A 26,359-nucleotide genomic window follows, 5' to 3' on the forward strand; every position below is an offset into this window, starting at 1 on the left:
GTCCGTTGCAAAGCCGATACACTTCGCAGCCTCAAAATTTGCCCGGCTGTTTCTGATGGCCGATCCTCCTTGCTGCACCGCGTTTAACACAGGCGACGGGTAGCACTAACCCATAGGGAGCCTTTCGTATGCGACATTACGAGATCGTTTTCATGGTCCACCCGGACCAGTCTGAACAAGTACCCAGCATGATAGAACGCTACAGCTCTGTCATCAGTAAAGACGGCGGCACTGTCCATCGTCTGGAAGATTGGGGGCGTCGCCAGCTCGCCTATCCCATCAATAAAATTCACAAGGCGCACTACGTGCTGATGAATGTCGAGGCATCCGGGGACGCATTGGATGAATTGACAACCACTTTCCGATTCAACGATGCGGTGGTGCGTAACCTCGTGATTCGCCGTGACGAGCCGGTGACCGAAGAGTCTTTCATTATGAAGGCCGAGAAGGAAAACCGTGAGCGCAAGAGCCGCTACGAAGAACGTCAGGCTGCCGATGCGGCGCGCGAGAAGTCAGTTGAAGATAAGAACAAAGCTGCCGAAGCCCAGAGCGAAGAGTCTGAGGCGCCCGCAGAGGACGAGAAGACGGAAGGCTGAGCAGGCGCTTCCCGGCACTTAACACATATCGAGGTTTTGGAGGAATATCATCATGGCACGTTTTTTCCGTCGCCGTAAGTTTTGCCGCTTTACCGCCGAAGGCACCAAGGAAATTGATTACAAGGACCTGGAAACACTGAAGGCCTACGTATCCGAGACGGGCAAGATTGTGCCCAGCCGTATTACAGGCACCAAGGCCAAGTATCAGCGCCAGCTGGCGACCGCCGTCAAGCGGGCCCGTTACTTGTCACTGTTGTCTTATAGTGATTCGCATAACTAAAGGACGCAAGGTGAGCCGTTGAGGTCGCTGTGAAGGGACTGGCGGAGTTTGTTCTGCGCGGACGTGCCCAGGCGCTATTGGTCACGCTTGCAGGTGCCACCAGTATCGTTTTCTGCTGGTTGAGCGCGGCGGTTATCGGCCTCGTCACCCTGCGCAAGGGCGCTGTTGCCGGAGGCTGGTTGTTTGTTTGGGCCCTGCTTCCGGCCGGGGCAGTTTGGTACATGTACGGTGATGGCGGCCCGCTGGCTCTGCTGGCCGGAACGTTGACGCTGGCAGCGGTATTGCGTGCCACTGTAAGTCTGCCCCTGACGATATTAGCGACGGTTGGGGTAGGGGTGGTGACAGGAATTGCCACATTGGGGCTGTCCGGGGTGTATCTCCAGGAAATGGCCACCTACTTTGCAGAGTTTCTCGGCTCGCTGGAACAAAGCTTGTCCGAGGGCGGGCAGCAGGTTGAGCTGCCCCGGGTGCAACCCGCCCAGATTGCCGGGATGTTGGGGGCGGGTACGGCCATGACCGCGGCGCTGTGTTTGTTATTAGCACGCTATTGGCAGGCCGCATTGTTCAACCCCGGCGGTTTCGGGGCTGAGTTCAGGGAGTTGCGTTACCCGGCGTCAGCCAGTCTGGTGTTGGTACTGGCGACACTGGTGCTGTCCAGCACGGGGCCGCAGTTACGCGCCTGGGCCATGATTTGCATGATCCCGCTCACGTTTGCGGGTATTGCCCTGGTGCATGCGAACGCCAAGGCACGGGGGCGCGGTACGGGATGGCTAGCGGGTTTTTACCTCCTGTGGCTGATATTCGACCCGGTAAAATTGCTGGTGGTGTGTCTGGCCATTGCAGATAGTTGGTTGGATTTTCGCCGGCGCTGGGCGAAGGTGGAGAGTGAGCATCACCAACCACCGCAAGAGCGTGACGACGACAGAGATCTTTGAGAGAGCGGGAAGTTATTCCCCAGAGAGGAACCAAAAATGGAAGTCATATTGCTGGAAAACATCAGCAAGCTGGGCAAGCTCGGCGACACTGTGAACGTGAAAGCGGGCTTTGGCCGCAATTACCTGATTCCACAGGGCAAGGCGGTTTACGCGACAGATGCCAACACGGCGGAGTTTGAGGCCCGTCGGTCGGAGCTGGAGACCGCGGCCGCGAGCCAGCTGCAAGCGGCGGAAACGCGCGCGGAAGCCATCACGGCGCTGGGAACGTTGACCATTCCTGCCAATGCCGGTGAGGAAGGTAAGCTGTTTGGCTCTGTGGGTACCCGCGATATCAGTGACGCTATTGTCGCTGCCGGTTGCGATGTGGACAAAGCCGAGGTTCGCTTGCCCGAGGGTGCACTGCGGGAGTTGGGCGAGTACGAGATTGCAATCCAGGTGCATGGCGAAGTGACCGCTACTGTTTCCCTCGAGGTTGTTCCGGAGTAACCCCCTCCGGACCGGACGCCGCTGCCGGTGGGTGGTTGCTGCTCACCGAGCCGCCTTGAGGGCGGCTCGCGTTGGTTCACCGCCATTCTTCGGCAAGCGATTCCCTGTAGGTCTTCTTCTGGTCGCTCCTTTCCTATAATCTGGTAGACCCCCTTAATAATAAGCGCAGTGATGGCCGATACGGATTTTCCAGACAATGTATCCGAAATGCGCCACCCCGGTGACGGGGAGGTTTCGCGGATCAAACTGCAGCCCCACTCGATCGAGGCTGAACAATCCGTACTCGGAGGCCTTTTGCTTTCCGCGGAGGGTTGGGATGCGGTCGCAGAGATTGTGGTGGCCAGCGATTTTTATCGACCGGGGCATCGCCTCATTTTTCGTCAAATCGCACAGCTGGCCGAAGCCGCACAGCCTATCGATGTCATTACGGTGGCCGACAAGCTCGATGCTGCGGACGAGATTGATGCGGCCGGCGGCCTGCCCTATCTGGCGGAACTTGCGCAGAATACGCCCAGTGCTTCCAATATCCGCGCCTACGCCAATGTGGTCCGTGAGCGCGCCAATCTGCGCAACCTGATCGAGGCGGCACAGGAGATCGCAGAAAGCGGTTTTAACCCTGAAGGGCGCAATTCCACTGAACTGCTCGACGCCGCGGAGCGGCGCATCATGCAGATTTCCGAGCAGGGGCCAAAACTCGGTGGCCCGGAAGAGATCAATCCGCTGCTGCAGAACGCACTCGCGCGTATCGAAGAGCTGTTCCAGTCTGGCGGCGATATTACCGGCTTGAGCACCGGCTTCCTGGAGTTGGACGCGAAGACGTCGGGGCTGCAGGAGTCCGACCTGGTGATTGTTGCGGGGCGTCCTTCTATGGGTAAGACCGCCTTCGCCATGAATCTGGTGGAGCACGCGATACTCAACCAGAAAAAGCCCATATTGGTGTTCAGCATGGAAATGCCTGCTGACTCACTGATTACCCGAATGCTGTCGTCTGTAGGGCGCATCGACCAGACGCGTCTGCGCAACGGTAAGCTGGAGCAAGAGGATTGGCCTCGTCTCAGTAACGCGGTGAACAAGCTAAAGGACGTTCCCCTGTTTATTGACGATACCCCCGCACTGACGCCAACCGAGGTTCGCAGTCGCGCCCGTCGCGTTGCCCGGGAGCACGGTGACCTGGGTATGATCATGGTCGACTACATGCAATTGATGCAGGTAGCGGGTGCCTCGGATGGTCGCACCGCTGAGATCTCTGAAATCTCCCGCAGCCTGAAGGCGATTGCCAAGGAATTTAAAGTGCCCATGGTGGCGCTCTCCCAGCTGAATCGCTCCCTCGAACAGCGGCCCAACAAGCGCCCGGTCAATTCCGATTTACGCGAATCCGGTGCCATTGAGCAGGATGCCGACGTCATTATGTTCATCTACCGCGATGAGGTGTATCACGAGGAGTCTGAAGATAAGGGTATCGCCGAGATTATTATCGGCAAACAGCGTAACGGGCCTATTGGCATCGCGCGTTTGGCCTTTATCGGTGAGTACACCCGCTTTGAGAATCTTGCACGGGGCTCATACGACGATCGTGGATAGAGTGTTCGCGCTCGCTCTGAACGGCGGCGCACCGTCCACCGGTTTCCGCTAGATACCCGTTTCTTTCCGCAGCTTAGCCAGCTGCTCGAGTTGCTCTTCCTTTGCCAGAGGGGCGGGCCGCGCGTGCTGCAGGCGCTCGGCGGGGGGCAGTTCCAGCGATTCTCCGCGCAATACGCGGCTGCAGTATTGCTGGTAATGCTCTCGGAATATGGGCCACGTGGTGCGCTCTGTATTGTTGGTCAGGAAAAACCAATCGCTGTCGCGCCCGGCCAGGTAAACGGCGGGATGGCTCCACTGCTGCGCAACGCGCGGTGAGGCTGCCCGGCAGGCTTCCGTGAACGCATCGTGACCGCTGGGTAAGCCGAACTCTGCGAGCCCCTTGTGGCAGCACTCCAGCATGCGGTTGAGCGTGGGCAAGTACTCGCTGTTCTCGATAGCGTGCTTGGCCCCCTTGAGAATTTGTTCGACAGGGATCTCCGCCAGGGCATCAAGCCACAGGCGCTTGATCTGAACCAGCTGTGTTTCATCGGGGTAAGCGGCGTAATACTGGTTGTGATAATTCAGGCGGAATAGGGCGAAGACCTGATTAAGTGCCTCGACATGACCCTCTGTTGCCGTCCGGGGGGATTCACTTGGCCCAGGAGGTGTCTGTGAGGTCTTGCTCGAGGCTTCGATCCCTTGTGCGGCCTGTTGTACCAGATCCTGGCTGTCCCTCATGCTTATGCTTACCTCCCGCTTGCGCTAACTGGTGGCGTTTTGCCCAGTGGTACTTTACGTGCTGTATGAATTTACTGTTCCAGGAGGTCTGTGCCTGGTTACTGTCGCGCCAGTATACGATGAACTCGGGCAGGAGTGACTGGGCGAAGGTATGATCGATGTGGGACAGTTGAAGTATATCGAATACGTCCCGGGAAGGCTGCCATTGCTCATGCATACGCTTGGGTTCAGTGCTGTGCTCCATACTGGAGGTGTACTTGGCCCACTGGATGCGAATATGCTGAATAAATTTCGAGTTGAGCTCTTTTGGGTTGGTGCCTCGTTCTCGCCAGTACAGGATAAACTCCGGGATGGCCTGCGCGATGAAGTCCTCGGCGATGCCGGCCCGGTCCATGATTTCCATCGCGTCTTGACTGGGTCGCCATTCATTATCCAATGCGGCGGTGGGCGTGCGAAAGGCCTCGGCCTCGTGTTGCTGGTGACGCCGCCAAAGACTGACGACGTGCTGCCTGAACTTGTTTTCCCAGGCATGGCTGGTTTCACCCCGCTCGCGCCAGTAAAAGGTGAAATCTTCCAGTTGGTCCAGGGCGAACTGCCTCGGTATGCTGTGGTTCAGGCTCATCAGCTGCAGCAGATCCTCGCTGGGTGACCAGTGCGCGGGGAGCAAGCCTGCGCTGCGTCTGGTTGGCGCTGCCGGCGCAGTCGCCTGCGGCGGAGGTGTTACATTGCTTTGCACTTGCTCGTTAAGGGCAAAGACCAGCGTCGCTGCGCTGAGTAGAGGAGGTGACTCAATCAGCAGTATCCCTTTGTCCGCCAGGTTGCGACTGACACGGTGTAAATCTTCCGCGCACCAGAAGGGTAGCGTGCTCAGCAGGTAGTCCCGCTCTGCCGTAAACCACGCGTATCCCCCACGCACATCCGCTCGCTGGTGGTCGCACAGTTGTTGCAGGTGCTGCAACAGGATGGCCTCTTCCAGACCGATGGTGGAAGCCAGCGTCGGCGAAAAAACAAGCTGTCGCTCGGGGACTAGGGAGGAATCTGGCATCGGGTTACCGGTTTAGGCTTGTAACTCTGTTAGCATAACAGCTTAGCGCCACGGGTGCTCATTACCGAGGCGGTCGCCGCGGGCAAGTGACACGCAAACCAGTGAGTGACTGGCTCAGCAAGCCCGCCAAGTCTGCACAGAGACGCGGGTTTGGCGATGCTCGTCCAGCACACGGGTCGGTTTTGTGGCCTCGGCGCTCGACAGGAACTCAACGACGGTGGCCAGCCACCGTGATGGAACCAACATGGCAAAACAGAAAACCGCGTTTGTTTGCAGTGATTGCGGCTCCGATTATGTGAAATGGCAAGGGCAATGCGGTGACTGTCACGCATGGAATACATTAAAAGAGATTCGCTTGGGTCCGGCTAAGGGCTCGGGCCGGGCCGGTGCCAGTGTTGCTGATCAGCGCAAGGGTTTTGCCGGGGCTTTGGATAGCGCCCGAGTGCTCAAGGAAATCGATCTCGACGCGGTGCCGCGTATTTCCTCGGGGGCAGGGGAGTTTGACCGGGTGCTGGGTGGCGGGCTGGTCTCCGGCTCGGCGATTCTGATCGGCGGCAACCCCGGAGCGGGAAAGAGTACCCTCCTGCTCCAGACCATGTGCCATCTGGCGAAGTCCATGGATGCCCTGTATGTCACGGGTGAAGAGTCGCTGCAGCAGATCGCTATGCGCGCCAAACGACTCGGCCTGCCCACAGACGCGCTGCGACTGATGGCCGAAACCAATGTAGAAGCCATTGTTGCGGCGGTGGATGAACTGAAGCCGCGCGTGCTGGTCATCGACTCCATACAGGTTGTGCATACCGACGAGCTCACCTCTGCTCCCGGCAGTGTCTCGCAGGTGCGTGAGTGTGCCGCCTATCTGATTCGTTATGCCAAGCAGAGCGGCACCGTGCTATTGCTGGTGGGTCACGTCACTAAAGATGGCTCACTCGCGGGCCCCAAGGTGCTGGAGCATATGATCGACTGTTCGATTTTGTTGGAGGGCAGCGAAGATGCGCGGTTTCGTATTCTCCGGGGCCAGAAGAACCGGTTTGGTGCAGTCAACGAGCTGGGTGTTTTCGCGATGACGGAGCAGGGCATGCGGGAAGTAAAAAACCCCTCTGCAATTTTTCTCGATCGCGGCAGCGAACCCGCCTCGGGCAGTGCAGTCATGGTGGTCTGGGAGGGAACCCGGCCACTGCTGGTAGAGGTTCAGGCGTTGGTGGATGATAGCCAGCTGGGCAATCCGCGCCGAGTGGCGGTGGGTCTGGAGCAGAATCGCCTGGCAATGCTGCTTGCCATACTGCACCGGCACGGCGGCCTGCAGGTGGGTGATCAGGATGTGTTTGCCAATGTTGTGGGGGGGGTTAAGGTGCTTGAAACCAGTGCCGACCTGGCCCTGTTGCTCGCCATTGTGTCCAGCTTTCGTGACAGGGTGTTACCCACAGATTTGGTGGTGTTCGGCGAGGTCGGATTGTCCGGCGAGATTCGTCCTGTGCCCAATGGCCAGGAGCGTCTTTCGGAGGCGGTCAAGCATGGTTTTAAGTGGGCTATCGTGCCCAAGGGCAATGCGCCGCGGGCAGACATTAAGGGTATGCGTGTGACCGCGGTAGCCAAACTGTCCGAGGCACTTGCCGCGCTGGAGTGACAGGGCGCGACCTGGACAGCCTCTTACCCGGGACGTTACGTACTCAGCAGGGTCAGCTCTTCCTGCAGGGTCGCTAAATCCATATGTGCTTCGAGTACATCCAACAGGGGCTGCAAATTTTCTCGATCTACGTGTTGGACTGAGAAACCGAGCCTGCCGGCCTCGACGTGTTGCAGGTAGGCGTGTAACTCCAGAGCGTCGCCGTTGTCTGTCTTGATGATGAGAGTAAACGGCTCGTTGTACTGTGCGTCCCACTCCGCAGGCTGGTCGGTCGCGACTCCACTCAGGGAGATATCAATGAGGCTCTGCTGCCACACGCTGCCGCCCTGGTGGACCTCTACCGGAAGGGTCAACTCGACGCGTGTGAATCGGCGTTTTTCGGTGTGTACTTCGCTCATGTGGCACTCTGAACAGCTCGAATTCGAGCCACTATAACGCCGCACTGTGGTTATTGCGAGGGCCTGCGTCGCAGTATGCCCTCCTGTGCAATGGTAGCGACAAGGTTCCCCTGATCACTAAACGTATTCGCTGTGGCGAAGGCACGACCGTCATGGGTGCTCGGTGAAACACTGTGCATCAGATGCCAGTCATTGATGTTCAGACTGCGGTGAAACCACAGGGAGTGATTCATCGTCGCTATAGCGAGCCCCGGATCTTCCCAGGTCAGGGAGTGCGGCTGAAGTGCGGCTTGTAAAATAGAGGCATCCGAGACAAAAGCAAATAACATTTGCTGCAGGAGACTGTCCTCAGCAGCATTAAATCGCGGTTTGGTCCATACCGAGGAATAGGGCTCGCGGCCACCGCTGGTGGGTGGGCACACCACAATCCAGAAGGGAAATGGTGCGTTATCGTCATCCGAAAACTGCATCTCGTGGTCACCGGTCGCCAGCAAGGTCTCCGGCCTGTCCACCGCGGGCATCGGCACTTGGTGCGAGTACCCTTCAGAGATGGTCTGGAATGACAGAGCCGCCGCCAACAGTGTGGTGCCCGCTTGGCTTACTTCGACCTGCCGATTGCTGGTGCTCTTTCCGTCGCGCAGCTTGCGCACTTCAAAATCCAGAGGCTTTGTCGGGTCGCCGCTGGCAATAAAACTTGCCTGCAGATAGTGAGCCGGCCTCGGGTTGTCCAGTGTTTGCGCTGCGCTGTGCATCACCTGTGCCATCAGCTGGCCGCCATAAATCGTGGGGATATTCAGGGGTGGAGTAATACCGCGAAAGCGGAGTTCGTCGATACGCTCTGGTTGCAGGGCGCAGATGAAATCGAAGTCCTCTGTCACGGCGGCTATTTTAGCTTGCGGTATTTCACGCGCGTTGGTTGCTCAGCTGCATTGCCTATCCGGTTTTTGCGGGACTGCTCATAGTCGCTGTAGTTGCCCTCGTGAAAGACGACGTCGCCGTCATCCTCATAGGCGAGAATATGCGTCGCGATACGGTCGAGGAACCAGCGATCATGTGATATCACCATGGCCGCGCCCGGGAATGCCAGTACGGCGTCCTCCAGGGCGCGCAGGGTTTCCACATCCAGGTCGTTGGTGGGTTCGTCCAGCAGCAGCACATTGCCACCTTGTTTCAGCAGTTTGGCAAGATGCAGGCGGTTGCGTTCACCGCCGGAGAGATCCTTGACGAATTTTTGCTGGTCGGAACCCTTGAAGTTGAAGCGGCCCACGTACGTCCGCGAGGCCACCTCGTAACTTCCGATACGGATAATATCCTGACTGCTTGAAACTTCTTCCCAGACGGTTTTACCGCCATCGAGTTCATCGCGTGACTGGTCCACGTAGGCCAGTTGTACCGTCTCGCCAACCTTTACTGCGCCGCTGTCGGGCTGTTCCGCGCCCATCAAGATCTTGAATAGGGTGGACTTGCCCATACCGTTGGCCCCGATAATGCCGACGATGCTGCCCTTGGGCACAGTGAAGCTCACTTTGTCGAACAGCAGGCGGTCGCCGAAGCTCTTGCTGAGGTCGGTTACTTCGATGACGCTATCGCCCAGACGCTGGCCGGGCGGAATATAAATTTCGTTGGTTTCGTTGCGCGACTGGAATTCCTCGGATTGCAGTTCCTCGAAGCGCTGCAGACGCGCCTTGCTCTTCGCCTGTCGACCCTTGGGGTTACTGCGCACCCAATCCAGTTCGGACTTGATCGCTTTCTGGTGTGAAGCCTCCTGGCGCTTCTCCTGTTCAAGGCGCAGCTCCTTGGCTTCCAGCCAGTTGGAGTAGTTGCCTTCGTAGGGAATACCTCGGCCCCGGTCGAGTTCCAGTATCCAGCCGGCAGCATTGTCGAGGAAGTAACGGTCATGAGTAATGGCAACGACGGTGCCAGGGAAGTCGTGCAGGAAGCGTTCGAGCCAGCCGACGCTCTCGGCATCGAGGTGGTTGGTCGGTTCATCCAACAGGAGCATATCGGGGTTGGATAGCAGCAGTCGACAAAGGGCTACCCGGCGCCGCTCTCCGCCTGACAGGGTGTCCACATTGGAATCCCAGGGTGGCAGGCGCAGCGCGTCGGCGGCTACTTCGAGTCTGTGGTCCAGGTTGTGGGCGTCTGTGGCCTGGATGATGTCTTCCAGTCGGGCCTGTTCCTTGGCCAGGGCATCGAAGTCCGCATCGGGCTCAGCGTAGTCGGCGTACACCTTTTCGAGGCCAGCCAGGGCGTCTATGGCGTCCTGCACCCCCTCTTCAACATTGCCACGCACATCCTTCTCACTGTTCAGTTGTGGCTCTTGCTGCAGGTAGCCGATCTTGATGCCTGCCTGGGGCCTGGCTTCACCGAGGATATCCGTGTCGATGCCCGCCATGATACGGAGCAATGTGGACTTGCCTGACCCGTTGAGACCCAGTACGCCGATTTTGGCGCCCGGGAAGAACGACAGGGAAATATCCTCGAGAATCTTTTTTTTGGGTGGCACGATCTTGCCGACCCCACTCATGGTGTAGACGTACTGGGCCATTGCGCGTAGTTACTCGATGATGGATGACAAGCGAGGCATATTAGCAGGTTGGGGCGTTCAAGGCTCCAGTCTCGTCTGCCTGTTCGACCGTGGTCAGCAATACTCTTGGTATGAGCCCCTTGTTTTGGGTAGAATGCGCGCCTTCCAGTCGTAGTGAAGAAAAAGCACTCCAACGTCCAGCAGGGGGCCAGTATGTTTGAAAAGAGCATGACTATTGAGGGGTTTGACGATGAAATCTTTGCCGCCCTCGGTGAGGAGGAGCGTCGCCAGGAAGAGCATATTGAGCTGATTGCCTCGGAAAACTATACCAGCCCCCGAGTGATGCAGGCCCAGGGCACGGTGCTCACCAATAAATACGCCGAAGGCTACCCCGGCAAGCGCTACTACGGCGGCTGTGAATACGTCGACAAGGCCGAGGAATTGGCGATCGAGCGGGCTAAAGCACTATTTGGTGCCGATTACGCCAACGTGCAGCCGCACTCTGGTTCCCAGGCAAACTCTGCCGTCTATCTCGCTTTGTGCAACCCTGGCGATACCATCCTGGGCATGAGCCTGGCGGATGGTGGCCACCTCACCCACGGTGCCAAGCCCAATTTTTCCGGCAAGGTCTACAACCCGGTGCAATACGGTCTCAACCTGGAGACCGGCGAAGTCGACTACGATCAGGTCGAGGCGCTGGCGCTGGAGCACAAGCCGAAAATGATTGTTGCGGGTTTTTCCGCCTATTCCCAGATTATGGACTGGGCCCGCTTCCGTGCGATTGCCGACCAGGTGGGCGCTTACCTGTTGGTTGATATGGCTCACGTTGCCGGCCTGGTCGCCGCGGGCGTGTACCCCAATCCCGTGCCCCATGCTGACGTGGTGACCTCCACTACGCATAAAACCCTGCGCGGTCCGCGCGGCGGCATCATTCTGGCGCGTGAGAACGAGGAGTTGGCCAAGAAATTCAATTCTGCTGTATTCCCCGGTGGCCAGGGTGGCCCTTTGATGCACGTGATTGCGGCGAAGGCGATTAGCTTCAAGGAGGCCCAGAGCCCCGAGTTCGTCGAGTACCAGAAGCAGGTGGTCAAGAACGCCAAGGCAATGGCGGCTACCTTTATCGAGCGGGGCATCAAGATTGTATCCGGTGGCACCGAGAACCACCTGATGCTGGTGGATCTGATCGGCAAGCCCTACACCGGTAAGGACGCGGATGCAGGCCTGGGCGCGGCCAACATCACCGTGAACAAAAACGCCGTGCCTAATGATCCCCGGTCACCGTTTATCACGTCTGGTCTGCGCGTCGGTACCCCGGCCATTACGACCCGCGGGTTCGGTGAAGCTGAAACCGTGGAGCTGACGGGTTGGATGTGCGATGTGCTGGAATCTCTGGAGAACGGTAACTCAGAGCAGGTCATTGCAGAGGTTAAGGCTAAAGTATTGGATATCTGCGGACGCTTTCCAGTTTACGTCTAGCGCCTGTTTGGGTGGGCAGTGGGGATCATGCTGCCGGTTGCCGTCCTGTTCGGCGCGGCCTTTTGGGATTTTACGCGCCGAGCGCGCCTGATATCGGGCTTTCCAGTGGTGTCTTACCTCAAATAAGGGACACGCCTCGGTTTGGAAATGTGTTATGGTTCATAGACTTAGCACAATAGGGTAAGTCTATGCACTGTCCGTTTTGCCAAGCGGAAGACACTCGGGTAATCGACTCAAGGTTGGTCGCCGAGGGTGATCAGGTACGTCGCCGCCGCGAATGTCTCGACTGCTCCGAGCGCTATACCACGTATGAGACCGCAGAACTGGTCTTGCCCCGGGTAATCAAGCAGAACGGTAATCGCGAGCCGTTTGACGAGGCTAAAATGCGTGCAGGGTTTCAGCGCGCTTTGGAAAAACGGCCGGTTTCCGTCGAGGATATCGAGGCGGTGATTAACCACATCAAACATGCCCTGCGCGCCACCGGAGAGCGCGAGGTGGCATCGATACAGGTCGGTGAACTGGTGATGGAATCGCTCAAGCAGCTGGACCAGGTAGCCTATGTGCGTTTTGCTTCCGTATACCGCAGTTTCCAGGATATTGCCGAATTCCGTGACGAGATCGAGCGTCTGGAGGCCGAACCGGGCAGTGAGTAACCGGCTTCCCGTCGTCGCCTATGAACAGCCTCACTGACATCCCCATTATGGCCCGCGCGTTGCAACTGGCACGCCGTGGGCGCTATTCCTGTATGCCCAACCCCCATGTCGGTTGTGTGCTGGTGCGCGACGGCGAGGTGATCGGGGAGGGATATACACGCCCCGCTGGGGGCAACCACGCGGAAATCGAGGCCTTGCAGGCCGCGGGTAATGCACAGGGCGCAACCGCCTACGTCACGTTGGAGCCCTGTAGTCACCAAGGTAAAACAGGTCCCTGTGCCGATGCGCTTGTAAATGCTGGCGTGGTGCGGGTTGTGGCAGCGATGACGGACCCCAATCCCGAGGTGGCGGGGCAGGGCTTGTCGCGGTTGCGGGCTGCGGGTATCGCGGTTGAATGTGGTGTGCTGGAAAACGAGGCCCGTGCCTTGAACCCGGGCTTTATAGCACGCATGAGTCGCGGTCGGGGCCGTGTTCGCGCCAAGCTTGCCATGTCGCTTGACGGGCGCACGGCAATGGCTTCTGGCGAGAGCCGGTGGATTACGAGCGCCGCAGCGCGGCAAGATGTGCAGCGCCTGCGTGCCGGGAGTTGTGCCGTATTGACCGGCAGCGGTACGGTACTTTCGGATAACTGCGCCCTCACGGTCAGACCGGCGGAGCTGGCTTTGCCGCCTGAAGAGGCAGACCTTGCCAGCCTCCGGCAACCGTTGCGTGTGGTGCTCGACTCCCGACTGCAGACGCCCTCGGACGCTCGCGTGCTGGCTGGCGACGGGCCTACCTACCTCTGCCACAGTGCCGCGGTCAGTGCGTCCACGGCACTGCGAGCGACCGGCGCGAGTTTTCTTGCGTTGCCGCAGGGTGAGGGCGGTTTGGCATTTGCACCACTTTTTTCATTTCTAGCAGAGCAGCAGTGCAACGAGATTCTGGTAGAATCTGGCCCCCGCCTCGCCGGTGCGTTATTGCAGGCAGGGTATCTGGATGAACTCATCGTTTACATGGCGCCTGCGTTGCTGGGCAGTCGGGCGCGGCCCCTGTTGCAATTGCCGCTGGACGCGATGGCGGACAAGGTGCCACTGACCTTTGTCGATGTGCGCACGGTGGGTAGGGATTTACGTTTTACAGCGATACCGGGGCACCCGGAGCCTGACGGTCAGGCGCATTAGGGAAAGGACGAGTAAGGCCATGTTCACTGGAATTATTGAAGCGTTGGGTACTATTGCTGCTATGCAGGAGCAGGGCGGGGACATGCGTCTCTACATTCGCACAGGTAAGTTGTCACTGGCGGATGTGCAGCTGGGCGACAGCATCTGTACCAGCGGTGTCTGCCTGACAGCAGTTGAGTTACCCGGCGATGGTTTTTGGGCCGATGTGTCGAGGGAAACGCTGAATTTCACCACGCTGGGTGATCTCGCCATAGGCGACCCGGTCAACTTGGAGAAATCTCTGACGCCGTCCAGCCGGCTGGGGGGGCACATTGTCAGTGGTCATGTTGATGGGGTAGGTGAGGTGGTCAGCCTGGCGAAGGATGCGCGCTCTGTGCGCTTTGTGGTGCGGGTTCCCGATAATCTGGCACGCTATGTTGCGCACAAGGGCAGTATTTGTGTTGATGGCACGAGTCTCACGGTCAATGCCGTTAACGGTCCCGAATTTGATCTCAATATTATCCCTCAAACCATGGCTGAAACGGTGTTCAGTGAATATCGGCCGGGGTCGTCTGTTAATTTGGAGGTTGATGTGATTGCGCGATATCTCGAGCGCCTGTTGCAGGGCGAAGGGGCAGCCTCCGCCGACGGACTCACCTACAATACCCTGATGGCCAGCGGCTACCTCCAGGGCGCAAAGCCAGCAGCCGGGGAGTCCTGAGTCGTGGAACTGCACCCGGTAGACGAAATGATCAGCGACATCCGGCAGGGACGCATGGTTGTCCTGCTTGACGATGATGCCGATAGTCACAACGAGGGAGTGGTCATGGTGGCCGCCGATCACTGTGAGGCCAGTCATGTTACGTTCATGGCCCGACAGGCCCGTGGACTGATCTGTCTGACACTGACCCAAGAGCGTTGCGAACAGTTGGATCTCCCGCCAATGGTGGGGAACGCCCGGGGAGAGAAATCTAACTTCACCCTGTCGATAGAGGCTGCGGTGGGTATCGATACCGGAATTTCTGCTGCGGACAGGGCACGCACGGTGCAGGCCGCCGTTGCGCCGCATGCCGGCCCCGTCGATATTGTGCAGCCCGGACATATATTTCCTTTGACAGCGACCCCCGGCGGCGTCTTGACCCGTGCGGGACACACCGAAGCCGCGTCTGATTACGCGCGCCTTGCGGGTCTGCTCCCCGCTGCGGTTATTGCTGATATTCTCAATACCGACGGCACCGTTGCCGACGGTAAGTCCCTGCGCGATTTTGCACAGCAGCATGAGTTGAAAATTGGTTCCATCGCAGACCTTATCCATTTTCGCATGGTCAACGAGCGCACCATTCGTCGTCTGCGTGAGGGCGTGATTGATACGGCCCACGGTGAGTTCCACCTGACGGTGTACCGTGACCAGACCGGCGACGATGTTCATGTGGCGCTGTCTCGTGGTGATATCCGTGCGGATGAGCCGACCCTGGTGCGTGTTCACGTGCAGTCTGTAATGCGGGATCTCGTCACCAGCAAGGTCCCTGGCCGACCCGCCTGGAGCTTTGGTAAATGCCTGCAGGCCGTCGCCGACAACGGTTGCGGGGTCATCGTGTTGTTGGCGAGAGGGGAGAGCCCCGACCAGTTGCTGGCCAGCATTGATATGGCGCTGGGAGAGGATGTGCCAGCCGTGTCAGTGCCCCCCGATACCTATACAACAGTCGGGCTGGGCTCGCAGATCCTCAAGGACCTCGGGGTGGGGAAAATTCACCTCATGGGCGCACCCATAAAGTACAATGCGATATCGGGTTTTGATCTGGAAGTACTGGATTACGTGAACCCCGGAGATTAAAAGGACAACACTATGACAGACATCAAAACGATCGAAGGCACCTTCGAGGGCGGCAAGGGTCAGTTCACGATTGTCGTCGGGCGCTGGAACAGTTTTGTGGTGGAGCACTTGCTGGACGGCGCGCTCGATACCCTGCGACGCCATGGCGTGAGCGACAAGCAGATTACCGTTGTACGGGCGCCGGGTGCGTTCGAAATCCCACTGGTCTGCAGGCAGGTTGCGGCTGCAGGCAAGACAGATGCGATTATCGCGCTGGGCGCTGTCATTCGAGGCGGTACACCGCACTTTGAGTATGTTGCAGGTGAGTGCACCAAGGGTATCGCCTGCGTCAGCATGGAGTATGGTCTGCCAATCGCGTTTGGCGTATTGACCGTGGACACGATCGAGCAGGCTGTTGAACGCTCCGGCACCAAGGCCGGCAACAAGGGCGAGGAGGCGGCTCTGTCGGCGCTGGAGATGGTCAGCCTGCTGGGCAAGCTGGGCTGAATGAGTTCCCCCAACCGGAATACGCTGGCGGCTGAAAGGCGCAAGGCCCGGCACTACGGCATGCAAGCGCTTTACCAATGGTTGATGGCGGGTGCATCACTGCATGACATTGAGGCTGAATTTCGCGCAGAGTATGATTTCAGCCACGTAGACCTGGACTATTTTCAGGCGCTGTTACACGAGATTCCCGCCTGCGTGGATGAACTGGATGCCAGTCTCGCCCCAATGCTGGATCGAGACCTGAAAGATCTCGACCCTATAGAGCATACGCTGCTGCGTATGGGTTGCTATGAGTTGGTGCAGCGTGTCGACGTGCCTTACAAAGTTGTCATTAATGAGGAGGTTGCGTTGGCGAAGAAGTTTGGCGCGACCGACAGCCACAAGTATGTCAACGGCGTGTTGGACAAGGCCGCACGACAGTTTCGCAAGGCCGAAGTCAACGCGGCATCCTGATGCCCGACGATGAATTTTCCCTGATCGAACAGTATTTTTCCGGCCTGGACGCAGGCGGCTCGGTCGAGCTTGGCGTGGGTGATGACTGCGCTATCCTGCGACTCGAGACAGGAGAGCGGCTGGTAACGTCGGTGGATACGCAGGTAGACGGTGTTCATTTTCCTCCGGGCACACCGCCCCAGCACGTCGCTTTTAGGGCGGTATCCGCCGCGGTCAGCGATCTGGCGGCGATGGGTGCGCGTCCCTTGGGAATGACTCTGGCCGTTACCCTGCCTCAGGCGGACGCCGCATGGCTTGCCCTCTTTAGAGAGGGCCTTGCGGCGGCGGTCTCGGAGTATTCGCTGCCGCTGGTCGGCGGAGACACCACCCGCGGGCCGCTCTGCCTGTCAGTACAGGTAATGGGCGCTGTGCCCGTTGGCAAGGCGATAAAGCGCAGCGGAGCGCAGGTAGGCGATACGCTGTGCGTCTCCGGGTACCTCGGTGACGGGGCCGGGGGCCTGGCGGTACTGGAGGGACGTTGGCAGCCCGGGCATCCTCATGCCGCCTACCTTGAACAGCGTTTTTATCGACCCCGCGCCCGTGTCGCACTGGGGCGTCAGTTGCGCGATTACGCGACCGCCGCGATCGATGTATCCGATGGGTTGCTCGCGGATATTGGCCACATGGCCGCAGCCAGTGGGGTAGGGGTGAGGCTGGAGCCAGACAGCGTGCCTCTCTCGGCCGCGCTATTGTCCCACGACAACAAGGATACTGCTCTGCGCTGGGCGCTCGCAGGCGGTGACGATTATGAACTGTGTTTTTGCCTTCCCGGCGGACACGAGCCTCCCGCGGGTGCAGCCTGCATTGGTGAGGTGGTCGCTGGTGAGGGCGTTGATTGCGGCGATGACATTGACATTGTATCCGGATACCAGCATTTTTCAGCATCGGCGCCGCGATGAGCTGGACTGCCATGACAGCAAGGGGAGGCAATGTATGTCTGTAACGGACGGAAAACCGGCCATCGCGCCCAACTTGCGCCGCCACCCGGCACAGTTGCTGGCGTTCGGCTTTGGCAGTGGCCTGTCCCCCGTAGCACCGGGCACTGCAGGCACTCTTCTGGCAGTGCCGATTTACCTGGTGGTAGCTGAGTGGGGGCTGCTCTATTACTCGCTTTTTATCGTCGTTACTCTGCTTGCCGGAATCTGGCTTTGCGATGTGGCCAGTCGCCAGTTGGGCGTGCACGATCACCCCGGCATCGTCTGGGATGAGTTTGTCGGGTTCTGGATTGCTATGTGGGCGCTACCGGCGGAGTGGGTCTGGATATTGGCGGGTTTTCTGGCCTTTCGCTTTTTCGATATTCTAAAGCCCTGGCCTGTTAGCCAGCTGGATAAAAAAGTGCCCGGAGGGCTTGGTATAATGATCGACGATGTTGTGGCCGGCGTGATGGCTTGCGCCTCGGTACATGTGTTGTTCCGTCTGTTTTAGCGGGAGAGTGTGAAGCATGCAGGCGGTAAAGGTCGCACACGCACTGCTGGGTTTGCTGTTGCTTGCGCTGCCGGTTCAGGCGATAGCGCTGTCGGTGCAGGTGCAGGCGATTCTCGGGGAAACAGTGATTGTTGTCATCGATGGACAACAACAAACCTTGAATGTGGGAGAGTCTGTCAGCGGTGTTACGTTGGTTGCTGCGCAGCCGACTGCCGCGACCCTCGAGATTATGGGTGAGACAAGAACTGTGCCCCCGTCCCAGACTATCAGTACCCAGTTCGAAGCGCCCCGGGAGCAGGTCGTAACGATCGTCAGAGATGCCCGGTTACAGTATCAGACGGGCGCTGTTATCAATGGGCGGCGCGCCCAGGTGATGGTGGATACCGGGGCGAATCTGGTTGCCTTGAGTTCTGCCCAGGCGCGGCAGATGAATATCGATTACAGCGGTGGGAAGCCCTCCCGGGTGCAGACTGCGAGCGGCATGGGTGATGCGTACGCGATCACTCTGGACACGGTCAGCATCGGCGGCATTGAGGTACGGAATGTGCCCGCGATGGTGGTGAAGGGCGATTATCCGGCCATGATTCTGCTGGGTATGAGCTACCTGAGGCATGTCAGTATGCAGGAGAAAAACGGTGTGCTCTCCCTTTTTCGAAGCCAGTGAGTCCGCCACGTGCAAAACCGCGTAATACTGGTAAAATGTGCGACCTTTTTTAACGGATGTCCCTTGTGACGGCACGTTTCATAGAATCCTCGCGACTACCCACCAAGTGGGGCGAGTTTCATATCCACGGTTTTGAGGATACGGAATCCAACAAGGAGCACGTGGTGCTGACCATGGGCGACGTATCCGATGGACAGCCCGTGCTTGTGCGTGTGCATTCTGAGTGCCTGACAGGCGACGGCCTGTTCAGTCTGCGCTGCGATTGCGGTACCCAGCTTGAGGTTGCGCTAGAGGCGATCGCGAGGGAGGGTCGAGGAGCGCTCTTCTACTTGCGCCAGGAGGGTCGCGGTATTGGCCTGTTGAACAAGATCAAGGCTTACAAATTGCAGGATGCCGGTGCCGATACGGTTGAAGCTAACGAGCGCCTTGGGTTTGGCGCAGATATGCGGGATTACAGCATCCTGGTGCCCATGATTGAGCATCTCGGTGTCAAGACGGTTCGCCTTATGACTAATAATCCGCGCAAGGTGGAAGCGCTGAATGAGATGGGCGTGTCGGTGGTAGAGCGGATTGCCCTACATACGGGCAGTAACCCACACAACGAAAAGTATTTGAAAACCAAAGTCGGCAAGCTGGGCCACATGCGTGAGGGAGACGAATAGTCTCGCGCCCGGAGGGCCAGTGTTAGTGGTCCCGCTCCACAATGTAACGGGCAATGTCTCTCAGTGCGTCTGCTGAGTCGCCGAAGCTCTCCAGGGCATCCAGCGCCGATTGCAACAGTCTTTGCGCCTCCGCTTTAGCGCCGACCAAGCCCAGTAGTTTGACGTACGTCGGTTTGTTGGCCTCACTGTCTTTGCCGGATGTTTTCCCCAGGGTGGCGGTATCTCCCTCCACATCGAGGATGTCGTCCACCACCTGGAAGGCAAGGCCGATACAATGGCCGAATTCATCCAGTGCCTGCAACTGCGCGTCGTTCGCCCCTGCCGCTATACCGCCCATTCTGAGCGACGCCTTGATCAGGGCGCCGGTTTTCAGAGCGTGCATGGCCTGCAGCTGGTCGAGAGGCATATCCGAGTTTGTTGCGTGGACGTCGATAAATTGTCCGCCCACCATGCCTTCGGGACCCGCGGCCAGCGATAGCGCCTCGATCATGCACACCCGTTGTTGCGCACTCAACGCGGGGGCGGTTGCCAGCAGTTCAAAGGCCTTTGCCTGCAGTCCGTCGCCCACCAGAATCGCGGTTGCCTCGTCAAAGGCTCTGTGCAAACTGGGCTTGCCACGACGCAGGTCATCATCGTCCATGGCGGGAAGGTCGTCGTGTATGAGGGAATAGCTGTGCACTAGCTCGACTGCGACACAGGGCGCATCAAGTACCTGATGGTTGATTTCTTTATCAAGGACTCCGGCGGCGGCGCGAACAAGGAGTGACCTTACCCGTTTGCCGCCGCTTTCGACGCTGTAGCGAGAGGCCTCGAACAACGACGTAAAGGGGCTGCTACCGGCATCAGCCTCGGGCGCTGGCAGCAGTCGCTGCATTGCCTCAATTGTGCGTTGCTGGTTGTCTTGCAATATCCGGCTGAAGTTAGTTCTCACTCGGAGCCAGCAGCCTCATCAAAATCCTCAATAACGAGTTCACCATCATCTTCCAGCAACAGTGCAACCTTTTGCTCGGCCTGTTGCAGCATTTTTTGTACCTCCCGGGTGATGCGTATGCCGTTCTCGAAAGCCTTCATAGCATCCTCCAGAGAGGTCTCCTCATTTTCCAGCACTTCAATGATGCCTTCCAGTTGGCTCGTAGATTCTGCGAAGCTGGAGGCAGGTTCTGCCTTCTCGTTCTTCTTTGTGGCCATGTCTGCGTCTACGCCTTGTAAAGTGTGAGTGTTATGGGCCTGTGGCGCCACGGCTATAAAAACCGAGCCACGTTAATGTCGTTACGAACGGCCCTCGAATCCATTGATAGTGAATGTCTATACCGGAACTATTCCCGCCAAAAAACGCCTGAAAGAATCGATTTGGCCGGTATTGGGTGTTGGCTTGTATTATAGTATCCACAGGGAAACGGGGCGTTGTCAAACGAGTATGATCGAAACTTTCTTCAAGCTGTTCAGGCTTTTGGTGAAGAAGCAGAAGCGTGAGTTTATGTTTCTGCAAATTGCTACGCTTGCCTCTTCTGGTTTAGAGAGAGTGCCCACTGCATTTACTGTGCGGTTAATAGCTCTGGAGACTCACATCGCCGCCGGCGACCGAGCGAATTCTGATCATGGGTAGTTTTCGATGCGAGACCTTACGCGACTGCGCGATCGCTGGCCCTTTAGCGCTTACAGGTTCAGCTAACGTGTTCCAGTTGGCATCATGATCGGAACGTTTCCAAAACTTTTACAACTCCTGACGCGAAAGCAGCGCAGAGAGTTTTATATTCTTCAGTGTTTCATGTTTGCTGCGGCGTTGTCAGAGCTGGTCGGTACGGTTTCGATCATGCCCTTTATTGCGCTTGCGTCGAACCCTGAAATCATCCACACCAATGCTTACTTTGCCCGGCTTTATCAATTAATGGGTGCGCCCTCACACGAAAAATTTCTGATAAGCGTTGGACTGATTTTTATCGGACTAACCGTGGCAGCGAATGTCACCATGACGATTACCCAGTTCCTGATGAATCGATACTCATTCAGGGTCGGTGGTGAATTGTCAGCCAGACTGTACAAGTATTATCTTGCACAGAACATTCTGTATCACGCACGTACAAATGCTTCCGCACTGGTACAGAGGGTGATGCGTGACTCTTTAATACTCAGTACTTTCCTTATTGCGCCTACGCTGCGTCTCAATGCAAGGTTTTTTTCCATAGCGCTGCTAGCCAGTATGATTGTGTATATTGATCCGATTGTGGCCTTTACTACTGTGTTGGTATTGGGCGGTGTTTATTGGTTCTTCTATCGTTTTGTCAGACGGGTCATACATAAAAATGGCTTGTTGGTCTCACAATTGGGCCAACAGCGGAATCAGATTCTCAATGAGAGCTTTGGCGGCATCAGAGATGTGAAGCTGTACGCCTATGAGGCGGGTTATTTGTCCCAGTATCAGCGTTATACCAAACTTTCGGATAGAGCCTCAGCGGACAATCTCATTCTGGGGGAAGTACCGTACTTTTTCGTTGAGACAGTGGTTTTAGCGGGTATGGTGCTGCTGACACTTTATCTTTACTCGGCGGAAAGCGGATTGAGCGCGGCTTTGCCAATGCTTACGCTTTATTGTCTGGCCGGTATAAAAATTGTTCCAAAAGTGCAGCAAAGTTATCTCGCTGTAACAAGGATTCGCAGTGCCCAGCCTGTTTTCGACCGGCTTCGCTCAGATTTAACAGCTTCTCTCGAGGCCAGCCAGTTCCAGGGTGAAGGCGTGCGCATAATGAACCCGAAGCACGCTATAGACATAAAGGATGTGAGTTTTTCATATGGGAATGGTGCGGCACCACTATTTTCCGATTTTTCCGAGTCTTTTGAGTCAGGTAAGGTGACCGCTGTGACCGGTGGTTCAGGGGCAGGTAAGAGTACTTTGCTGGAAATTATAATGGGCCTGGTGCAACCTCAAGACGGCTATATAGCCATAGACGGCAAGCCTTTGCGCGAGAGAGACTTGCCGAATTGGAGAGCGTCTATCGGTTATGTTCCTCAAGAAGTCTATCTAATGGACAGCTCGATCGCAGAGAACATCGCTTTTGGAGAAGACCGCGAAGATATTGATATGGAGCGAGTCGCCCGCGTAGCTCGTTACGCGAGTCTCGAGCAGACCATCGCTACATTGCCCGATGGGTATTGGGCTCAAATTGGCGAGCGTGGTGGATTGCTCAGTGGGGGGCAGCGACAACGCATTGGTATAGCCAGGGCGCTTTATCGCAATGTCTCGGTGCTTTTTTTAGACGAGGCTACCAGTGCGTTAGATGTGGACACCCAGTCAGATATTTTGACAGTGTTGGCTGAATTAGAGCCTAAAATTACGGTCGTGATGATTACCCACAGGGCGGAAACCCTGGCAATAGCCGATAAGATTATTGAGCTGGATTGAGCCGGTAATAAACAGAGCGCGATGACCTACTGCAGACAATGAGTATAAATTACAGAAAGAGCTGGGGAAAAGTTGTTCGGGAGCGCGCTGAAGCCTTATCTGCGCTAGAGGGGCCGTTCCTGGATGTCGGGTGCTCTTCTGGTGGCTATGTGTCGCTACTTGTTAGCCAGGGTGAGACGGCAGTCGGCATGGACATCGAAGAGAACGAAACTTGGAAACACTCACCCGAGCGTTTTAGTGTGGGTTCAACGCAGGCCCTCGAATATCATGATAACGAATTTGAAACTGTTTACAGCTTTGAAGTATTGGAACATTTGGATCAGCCAGCGCTTGCCTTACAGGAAATGGTAAAGGTCAGTCGACAGAATGTTTTGATCTCCGTGCCGGATTGTGAGGTGCCCAAAATTTTCCGTCAATCCGGCCTGACCTTCAACGCTATGAATCCCAGCTATTACATATGTATGCTGACGGTATGCCAACTGAACAAGCGTTAACTGACAATGCGGTGATTTTTCGCTGGCACCAGCATCCGGGTCTGGCGGCTGCAATGGAGGATTGGTGGAGTGAGCTTAATATCTATACCCAAAGGGATCAGCTCAGCTTGCCCTATATTCTTTGGAAGCAGAAGTTGCCTAACAAAATCTGGGATTGGAGTTTACGGTTGCCAAATCCGTATTTCGAGAAGTATCCCCATAAAAGCAATTTTTTTCGCAATACCCGCAGCAGGCTAAGAAATCGTGCAACAAAAGTCCGAAAGAGGCTGGGAACCTAACGGAAATACTTTGTAGTGGAACAGGAGTGATTAGGTGGGTGACTGATACTAGAGAACTAAACAAGTCGTATATCGGTGTTCGAAGCGATATTCTTGATGTTATACCGGCGCGGGCAAGAAAATTTCTGGACGTGGGTTGTAGTGTAGGTGCACTGGGCGCGGAATTGGTCGCCGTTAATCCCGAGGCTGAGGTATACGGGATCGAACTGGACCCCGATATGGCGCGACTGGCAATGGAAAAGTTGCACAAGGTATATGTGGCAAACATGGATGATTTTTCCCTGGCGGCGGAATTTGCTCCTGATACGTTTGATTGCGTAGTGCTGGCTGATATTTTGGAACACCTGAAGAATCCATGGCAAGTCGTTGTCGAGGCCGCCGAGATTACCGCTGCTGAGGGCTTTGTGATTGCGTGCATTCCCAATGTGAGACACCTCGATACCGTCCTCAATTTAGTGTTTAGAGGCGTTTGGCCTTATCGGAATCGGGGAATTCACGATCGAACACACCTTAGATTTTTTACCCGAAAAAATATTGTAGAGTTATTTTCCGTAGAAGGCATCGAGATTGAAGCGATCAATACAAATTATCGATTGTTGGAGCGCCCTTCTCGAATCAACCGCTGGGCGAAGTATTTCGCGCTGCCCGGTCTAAAGCACTTTCTCGCTTTTCAATACATTATTGTTGCGCGGAAGCAGTGAGTGACAGCTTGCTTCAAGTTATTTTACTCATCGCACTCGGTCTTCGAGCCTGAGTCCCCGTGAAAATATCCATTGCATTGGCTACCTATAACGGCTCTCAATACCTGACCGAGCAGCTACAAAGCTATCTAGATCAGGACCGCATGCCCGACGAGCTTGTTATTAGTGATGACTGTTCCACCGATGGGACCTGCAATCTGATCGACAGGTTTTCAGAAAGAGCCCCTTTCGATGTGCGGGTTATGCGTCAGCCCATACAGCGGGGATACGTGGCAAATTTTGACTATGCTCTGAGCATGGCGACCGGAGATTTGATTTTTCTTAGCGATCAGGATGATGTTTGGCTGCCCCAAAAGATCAGCGAGGTGTGCGATTTTATTGGAAAAAACAGCGATTTTTTGCTTGTTTTGAATGACGCAGAAATCACCAAAGATGATCTTTCGCGGACCGGATTGACGAAGCTGGGGCAGCTGCGTTCGGCTGGAAGCCCGGACAGCGCTTTTGTGATGGGTTGTTGCTGCGCTATTCGGCGGGAACTTCTCGACCTGTGTCTGCCGATACCTGAAGGTGCTACAGGGCATGACAATTGGCTTGTCGATTTTTCCAATGGTTTGGGCGCAGTTTTAGTCCTGGAGAGCGTATTGCAGTTGTACAGGCGGCACGGCTCGAATGAGTCATTAGTGATTGCAAATTCCTTGCGTCGGATACATTCCATTGACCGGCTAAAATGGCAGCTCGCAAGAGCCCTCTCCAAGGATGCAGATGAATACGCGGAAAGGGAGATAGGCCATCTCGAACAGCTTCATTTTGCGTGTCACAGAGCGCGTGGTAGGTGTGACGGAAAGTACGATATAAAAATCAGGCACTACGAGGAACAACTGGATAGAAAGATTAATTTTTTGCATGTTCGTCGCGAATTGCGCGGTAAAGCAATGCATATCAGATTAATCAACGCTTCTCGCCTCTGGCTTTCAGGCGCGTATGGTCAGGCGAACGGTCTCAAGAGCGTGATCAGAGATTTGATCGGTTAATGGATTGCTGTAATGACAGAGAGCGGACGTTGTCTTGCGGACGATTTTCTTACACTGTAAGTCGGGATGGGGCTCACGCTATTGGATATTGATGCAGTCTATACATGGGTGAATCATCTTGATCCTAGGTGGAGAGAGGAGTATGCGGCAGCCTGTCGACTTCCCGTCGACGCTGGCTCCTCTCACGAGACAGCAAACACGTTAGCGAGATTCAGAAACCGCGATGAATTAGTCTATTCAGTCAGGTCTTTGAGGAAGCACGCGCCCTGGATCAGAAATATTTTTGTCCTTACTAATTGTGATCTTCCTTTAGAAATAGCCATGGAACCGCGACTCAGAAAAATCTCGCATGAGAGCGTTTTCCCCGATAGGGCAGTGCTCCCCAGTTTCAATAGCAGGGCGATTGAGTCTAATCTACATCGTATTCCAGAGCTTTCTGAGCATTTCCTCTACCTGAATGACGATGTTTTTCTTTGTAAAAATGTTGAGCCTACGGATTTTTTTTCGAGCGACGGGACGCCCTATATATTCCCAAGTCGACACGATATGCCGTACGAGAAGGTCGAGCCGTTGTCACCCTTCGAGCATGGTGCGCTCAACGCGTGCCGCCTTATAATAGAGGAAACAGGCTTTCGGCCACAGAAGAGGCTTCATCATGCGCCGTTTCCGCTGGTGCGCAGTGTGTTGGAAGAAATTGAGAGCAAATATCGCGAGATATTAGATAAAACTCGGGAACACAAATTTCGCCATGAGGATGATCTCCCTCTGGCGACCTCAATGCATGCTTATTACTCCGTGGCTCATTCCCGTGGTCTGTTGCGTGATATACGCTGTCGTTACATTGATATCGGTGATCCGCTTTGCATCTTTTTGATTCATCCTTTTTCGCCTTTGCGCAGAGGCCACTACACAACCTGTTGCATTAATGAGGTGACCGATATAAAGATATTTTCGGGCCTGCGCGATAAAATAGTGCAACGGTTCCTGCGAAAAATGTTTTCGTGAGATCTCTGTAGGGAGTTTTTAATAATGCATGGAACAGTCCTTACGTTTGGAACATTTGATGTTTTTCATGTCGGTCATTTACGTATACTGGAAAGAGCGGCCAGTTGCGGCGTTCGATTGATCGTTGGCGTCTCCACTGATCAGTTAAGCATCGTAAAAAAAGGGCGCCCACCAGTGTATACGCAAGCCGAGCGGTGCGAAATTATTGGTGCGCTGAAGTGTGTCGAAGAGGTATTTCTCGAAGAGTCTCTGGAATTAAAGAGAGACTATATTCTCCATTACAAAGCCAACACACTGGTGATGGGGGACGACTGGCTAGGCAAGTTCGATGAATTTGAGTCGATGTGCAAAGTAGTCTACCTGACGCGCACGCCGGCCATATCAACGACAGAGATTATTGAGAAAATCAGGGTCTGAACTGTTCGAA

General features: G+C 56.1%; 32 protein-coding genes. 25 read left to right on the forward strand and 7 right to left on the reverse strand.

The genetic code is table 11. The annotated features are described in order from the left end of the window. The first annotated feature begins 128 nt into the window (after positions 1-128). From rpsF to dnaB, 5 genes are all read left to right on the forward strand, one after another. The gene (gene rpsF / locus EYC82_RS16795) at positions 129-596 is read left to right on the forward strand and encodes a 30S ribosomal protein S6 (RefSeq protein WP_279250785.1); all 468 of its coding nucleotides are present in this window, start codon (positions 129-131) and stop codon (positions 594-596) included. Positions 597-648: 52 nt separating this feature from the next. Further along, on the forward strand, positions 649-876 hold the full coding sequence (rpsR, locus tag EYC82_RS16800; RefSeq protein ID WP_279250786.1) for a 30S ribosomal protein S18: 228 nt from the start codon (positions 649-651) through the stop codon (positions 874-876). 29 nt (positions 877-905) lie between these two features. Next, positions 906-1,811 carry a hypothetical protein gene (locus EYC82_RS16805; RefSeq protein WP_279250787.1) on the forward strand — a complete coding sequence of 302 codons (906 nt, stop codon included), beginning with the start codon at positions 906-908 and terminating at the stop codon, positions 1,809-1,811. A 36-nt stretch (positions 1,812-1,847) separates the two neighbouring features. Beyond that, positions 1,848-2,297: a 50S ribosomal protein L9 gene (gene rplI / locus EYC82_RS16810; RefSeq protein WP_279250788.1), complete on the forward strand. Its 450-nt coding sequence runs from the start codon at positions 1,848-1,850 to the stop codon at positions 2,295-2,297. 171 nt (positions 2,298-2,468) lie between these two features. Continuing rightward, positions 2,469-3,878 (forward strand): replicative DNA helicase, encoded by a 1,410-nt coding sequence (gene dnaB / locus EYC82_RS16815; RefSeq protein ID WP_279250789.1) that lies wholly within the window; start codon positions 2,469-2,471, stop codon positions 3,876-3,878. Positions 3,879-3,926: 48 nt separating this feature from the next. On the opposite strand, the gene EYC82_RS16820 is transcribed toward dnaB, so the two are convergent. Together EYC82_RS16820 and EYC82_RS16825 are read right to left on the reverse strand one after the other, a co-directional pair. After that, the gene (locus EYC82_RS16820; RefSeq protein ID WP_279250790.1) at positions 3,927-4,595 is read right to left on the reverse strand and encodes a replication protein P; all 669 of its coding nucleotides are present in this window, start codon (positions 4,593-4,595) and stop codon (positions 3,927-3,929) included. Further along, positions 4,507-5,640: a DnaT-like ssDNA-binding domain-containing protein gene (locus EYC82_RS16825; protein ID WP_279250791.1), complete on the reverse strand. Its 1,134-nt coding sequence runs from the start codon at positions 5,638-5,640 to the stop codon at positions 4,507-4,509. The genes EYC82_RS16820 and EYC82_RS16825 overlap by 89 nt, the downstream gene beginning before the upstream one ends. Positions 5,641-5,884: 244 nt before the next feature. On the opposite strand from EYC82_RS16825, the gene radA reads away from it, so the two are divergent. Continuing rightward, positions 5,885-7,267 (forward strand): DNA repair protein RadA, encoded by a 1,383-nt coding sequence (gene radA, locus EYC82_RS16830; protein ID WP_279250792.1) that lies wholly within the window; start codon positions 5,885-5,887, stop codon positions 7,265-7,267. A gap of 35 nt (positions 7,268-7,302) precedes the next feature. Here radA and EYC82_RS16835 read toward each other — a convergent pair whose 3' ends face one another. From EYC82_RS16835 to ettA, 3 genes are read right to left on the reverse strand one after another with little or no spacing between them, the layout of a single operon-like run. Further along, the gene (locus EYC82_RS16835; RefSeq protein WP_279250793.1) at positions 7,303-7,665 is read right to left on the reverse strand and encodes a PilZ domain-containing protein; all 363 of its coding nucleotides are present in this window, start codon (positions 7,663-7,665) and stop codon (positions 7,303-7,305) included. Positions 7,666-7,715: 50 nt separating this feature from the next. After that, positions 7,716-8,543 (reverse strand): acyl-CoA thioesterase, encoded by an 828-nt coding sequence (locus EYC82_RS16840; protein WP_279250794.1) that lies wholly within the window; start codon positions 8,541-8,543, stop codon positions 7,716-7,718. Between the two features lie 5 nt (positions 8,544-8,548). Continuing rightward, positions 8,549-10,213, reverse strand: a complete 1,665-nt coding sequence (ettA, locus tag EYC82_RS16845; RefSeq protein ID WP_279250795.1) for an energy-dependent translational throttle protein EttA — start codon at positions 10,211-10,213, stop codon at positions 8,549-8,551. Between the two features lie 192 nt (positions 10,214-10,405). Between ettA and glyA the strand changes: the two genes are divergently transcribed. From glyA to ribA, 11 genes are all read left to right on the forward strand, one after another. Then, positions 10,406-11,668: a serine hydroxymethyltransferase gene (gene glyA / locus EYC82_RS16850; protein ID WP_279250796.1), complete on the forward strand. Its 1,263-nt coding sequence runs from the start codon at positions 10,406-10,408 to the stop codon at positions 11,666-11,668. 188 nt (positions 11,669-11,856) lie between these two features. Next, positions 11,857-12,321: a transcriptional regulator NrdR gene (gene nrdR / locus EYC82_RS16855; RefSeq protein ID WP_279250797.1), complete on the forward strand. Its 465-nt coding sequence runs from the start codon at positions 11,857-11,859 to the stop codon at positions 12,319-12,321. 20 nt (positions 12,322-12,341) lie between these two features. Next, entirely contained in the window at positions 12,342-13,481 is a 1,140-nt protein-coding gene (ribD, locus tag EYC82_RS16860; RefSeq protein ID WP_279250798.1) for a bifunctional diaminohydroxyphosphoribosylaminopyrimidine deaminase/5-amino-6-(5-phosphoribosylamino)uracil reductase RibD, read from the forward strand. 19 nt (positions 13,482-13,500) lie between these two features. Further along, positions 13,501-14,181, forward strand: coding sequence for a riboflavin synthase (locus tag EYC82_RS16865; protein WP_279250799.1), 681 nt, complete (start codon positions 13,501-13,503; stop codon positions 14,179-14,181). Positions 14,182-14,184: 3 nt separating this feature from the next. Further along, positions 14,185-15,294, forward strand: coding sequence for a 3,4-dihydroxy-2-butanone-4-phosphate synthase (gene ribB, locus EYC82_RS16870; protein WP_279250800.1), 1,110 nt, complete (start codon positions 14,185-14,187; stop codon positions 15,292-15,294). A gap of 12 nt (positions 15,295-15,306) precedes the next feature. Next, positions 15,307-15,780: a 6,7-dimethyl-8-ribityllumazine synthase gene (gene ribH, locus EYC82_RS16875; protein WP_279250801.1), complete on the forward strand. Its 474-nt coding sequence runs from the start codon at positions 15,307-15,309 to the stop codon at positions 15,778-15,780. After that, positions 15,781-16,233: a transcription antitermination factor NusB gene (nusB, locus tag EYC82_RS16880; RefSeq protein WP_279250802.1), complete on the forward strand. Its 453-nt coding sequence runs from the start codon at positions 15,781-15,783 to the stop codon at positions 16,231-16,233. After that, a complete protein-coding gene (thiL, locus tag EYC82_RS16885) occupies positions 16,233-17,171 on the forward strand; it encodes a thiamine-phosphate kinase (protein ID WP_279250803.1) in 939 nt (312 codons plus the stop codon). The genes nusB and thiL overlap by 1 nt, the downstream gene beginning before the upstream one ends. 34 nt (positions 17,172-17,205) lie before the next feature. Next, positions 17,206-17,697 (forward strand): phosphatidylglycerophosphatase A family protein, encoded by a 492-nt coding sequence (locus EYC82_RS16890; RefSeq protein ID WP_279250804.1) that lies wholly within the window; start codon positions 17,206-17,208, stop codon positions 17,695-17,697. A gap of 16 nt (positions 17,698-17,713) precedes the next feature. Continuing rightward, a complete protein-coding gene (locus tag EYC82_RS16895; protein WP_279250805.1) occupies positions 17,714-18,361 on the forward strand; it encodes a retropepsin-like aspartic protease family protein in 648 nt (215 codons plus the stop codon). A 65-nt stretch (positions 18,362-18,426) separates the two neighbouring features. After that, positions 18,427-19,023, forward strand: coding sequence for a GTP cyclohydrolase II (gene ribA, locus EYC82_RS16900; RefSeq protein WP_279250806.1), 597 nt, complete (start codon positions 18,427-18,429; stop codon positions 19,021-19,023). A 22-nt stretch (positions 19,024-19,045) separates the two neighbouring features. On the opposite strand, the gene EYC82_RS16905 is transcribed toward ribA, so the two are convergent. Together EYC82_RS16905 and EYC82_RS16910 are read right to left on the reverse strand one after the other, a co-directional pair. Further along, positions 19,046-19,954 (reverse strand): polyprenyl synthetase family protein, encoded by a 909-nt coding sequence (locus EYC82_RS16905; protein WP_279250807.1) that lies wholly within the window; start codon positions 19,952-19,954, stop codon positions 19,046-19,048. Then, positions 19,951-20,211: an exodeoxyribonuclease VII small subunit gene (locus EYC82_RS16910; RefSeq protein ID WP_279250808.1), complete on the reverse strand. Its 261-nt coding sequence runs from the start codon at positions 20,209-20,211 to the stop codon at positions 19,951-19,953. The genes EYC82_RS16905 and EYC82_RS16910 overlap by 4 nt, the downstream gene beginning before the upstream one ends. Before the next feature lie 109 nt (positions 20,212-20,320). Between EYC82_RS16910 and EYC82_RS16915 the strand changes: the two genes are divergently transcribed. The 8 genes from EYC82_RS16915 (at position 20,321) to EYC82_RS16945 (ending at position 26,349) form a co-directional block, all read left to right on the forward strand. After that, entirely contained in the window at positions 20,321-20,629 is a 309-nt protein-coding gene (locus tag EYC82_RS16915; RefSeq protein ID WP_279250809.1) for a hypothetical protein, read from the forward strand. An 84-nt stretch (positions 20,630-20,713) separates the two neighbouring features. Then, on the forward strand, positions 20,714-22,423 hold the full coding sequence (locus EYC82_RS16920; protein WP_279250810.1) for an ABC transporter ATP-binding protein: 1,710 nt from the start codon (positions 20,714-20,716) through the stop codon (positions 22,421-22,423). Positions 22,424-22,461: 38 nt separating this feature from the next. Continuing rightward, positions 22,462-22,917, forward strand: a complete 456-nt coding sequence (locus EYC82_RS16925) for a class I SAM-dependent methyltransferase (protein ID WP_279250811.1) — start codon at positions 22,462-22,464, stop codon at positions 22,915-22,917. Then, positions 22,881-23,195 carry a hypothetical protein gene (locus EYC82_RS18240; protein ID WP_423243923.1) on the forward strand — a complete coding sequence of 105 codons (315 nt, stop codon included), beginning with the start codon at positions 22,881-22,883 and terminating at the stop codon, positions 23,193-23,195. Before EYC82_RS16925 ends, EYC82_RS18240 begins: the two co-directional genes overlap by 37 nt. A gap of 38 nt (positions 23,196-23,233) precedes the next feature. Continuing rightward, positions 23,234-23,896 carry a class I SAM-dependent methyltransferase gene (locus tag EYC82_RS16930; RefSeq protein ID WP_279250812.1) on the forward strand — a complete coding sequence of 221 codons (663 nt, stop codon included), beginning with the start codon at positions 23,234-23,236 and terminating at the stop codon, positions 23,894-23,896. Between the two features lie 59 nt (positions 23,897-23,955). Then, complete coding sequence (locus tag EYC82_RS16935; RefSeq protein ID WP_279250813.1) at positions 23,956-24,927, forward strand: glycosyltransferase; 972 nt, start codon at positions 23,956-23,958, stop codon at positions 24,925-24,927. Positions 24,928-24,993: 66 nt separating this feature from the next. Further along, the gene (locus EYC82_RS16940; RefSeq protein WP_279250814.1) at positions 24,994-25,932 is read left to right on the forward strand and encodes a stealth conserved region 3 domain-containing protein; all 939 of its coding nucleotides are present in this window, start codon (positions 24,994-24,996) and stop codon (positions 25,930-25,932) included. Positions 25,933-25,956: 24 nt separating this feature from the next. After that, positions 25,957-26,349 carry an FAD synthase family protein gene (locus tag EYC82_RS16945; protein WP_279250815.1) on the forward strand — a complete coding sequence of 131 codons (393 nt, stop codon included), beginning with the start codon at positions 25,957-25,959 and terminating at the stop codon, positions 26,347-26,349. Positions 26,350-26,359 lie beyond the last annotated feature (10 nt).

This window comes from Candidatus Marimicrobium litorale, assembly GCF_026262645.1.
GTDB classification, from domain to species: Bacteria; Pseudomonadota; Gammaproteobacteria; order Pseudomonadales; family Halieaceae; genus Marimicrobium; species Marimicrobium litorale.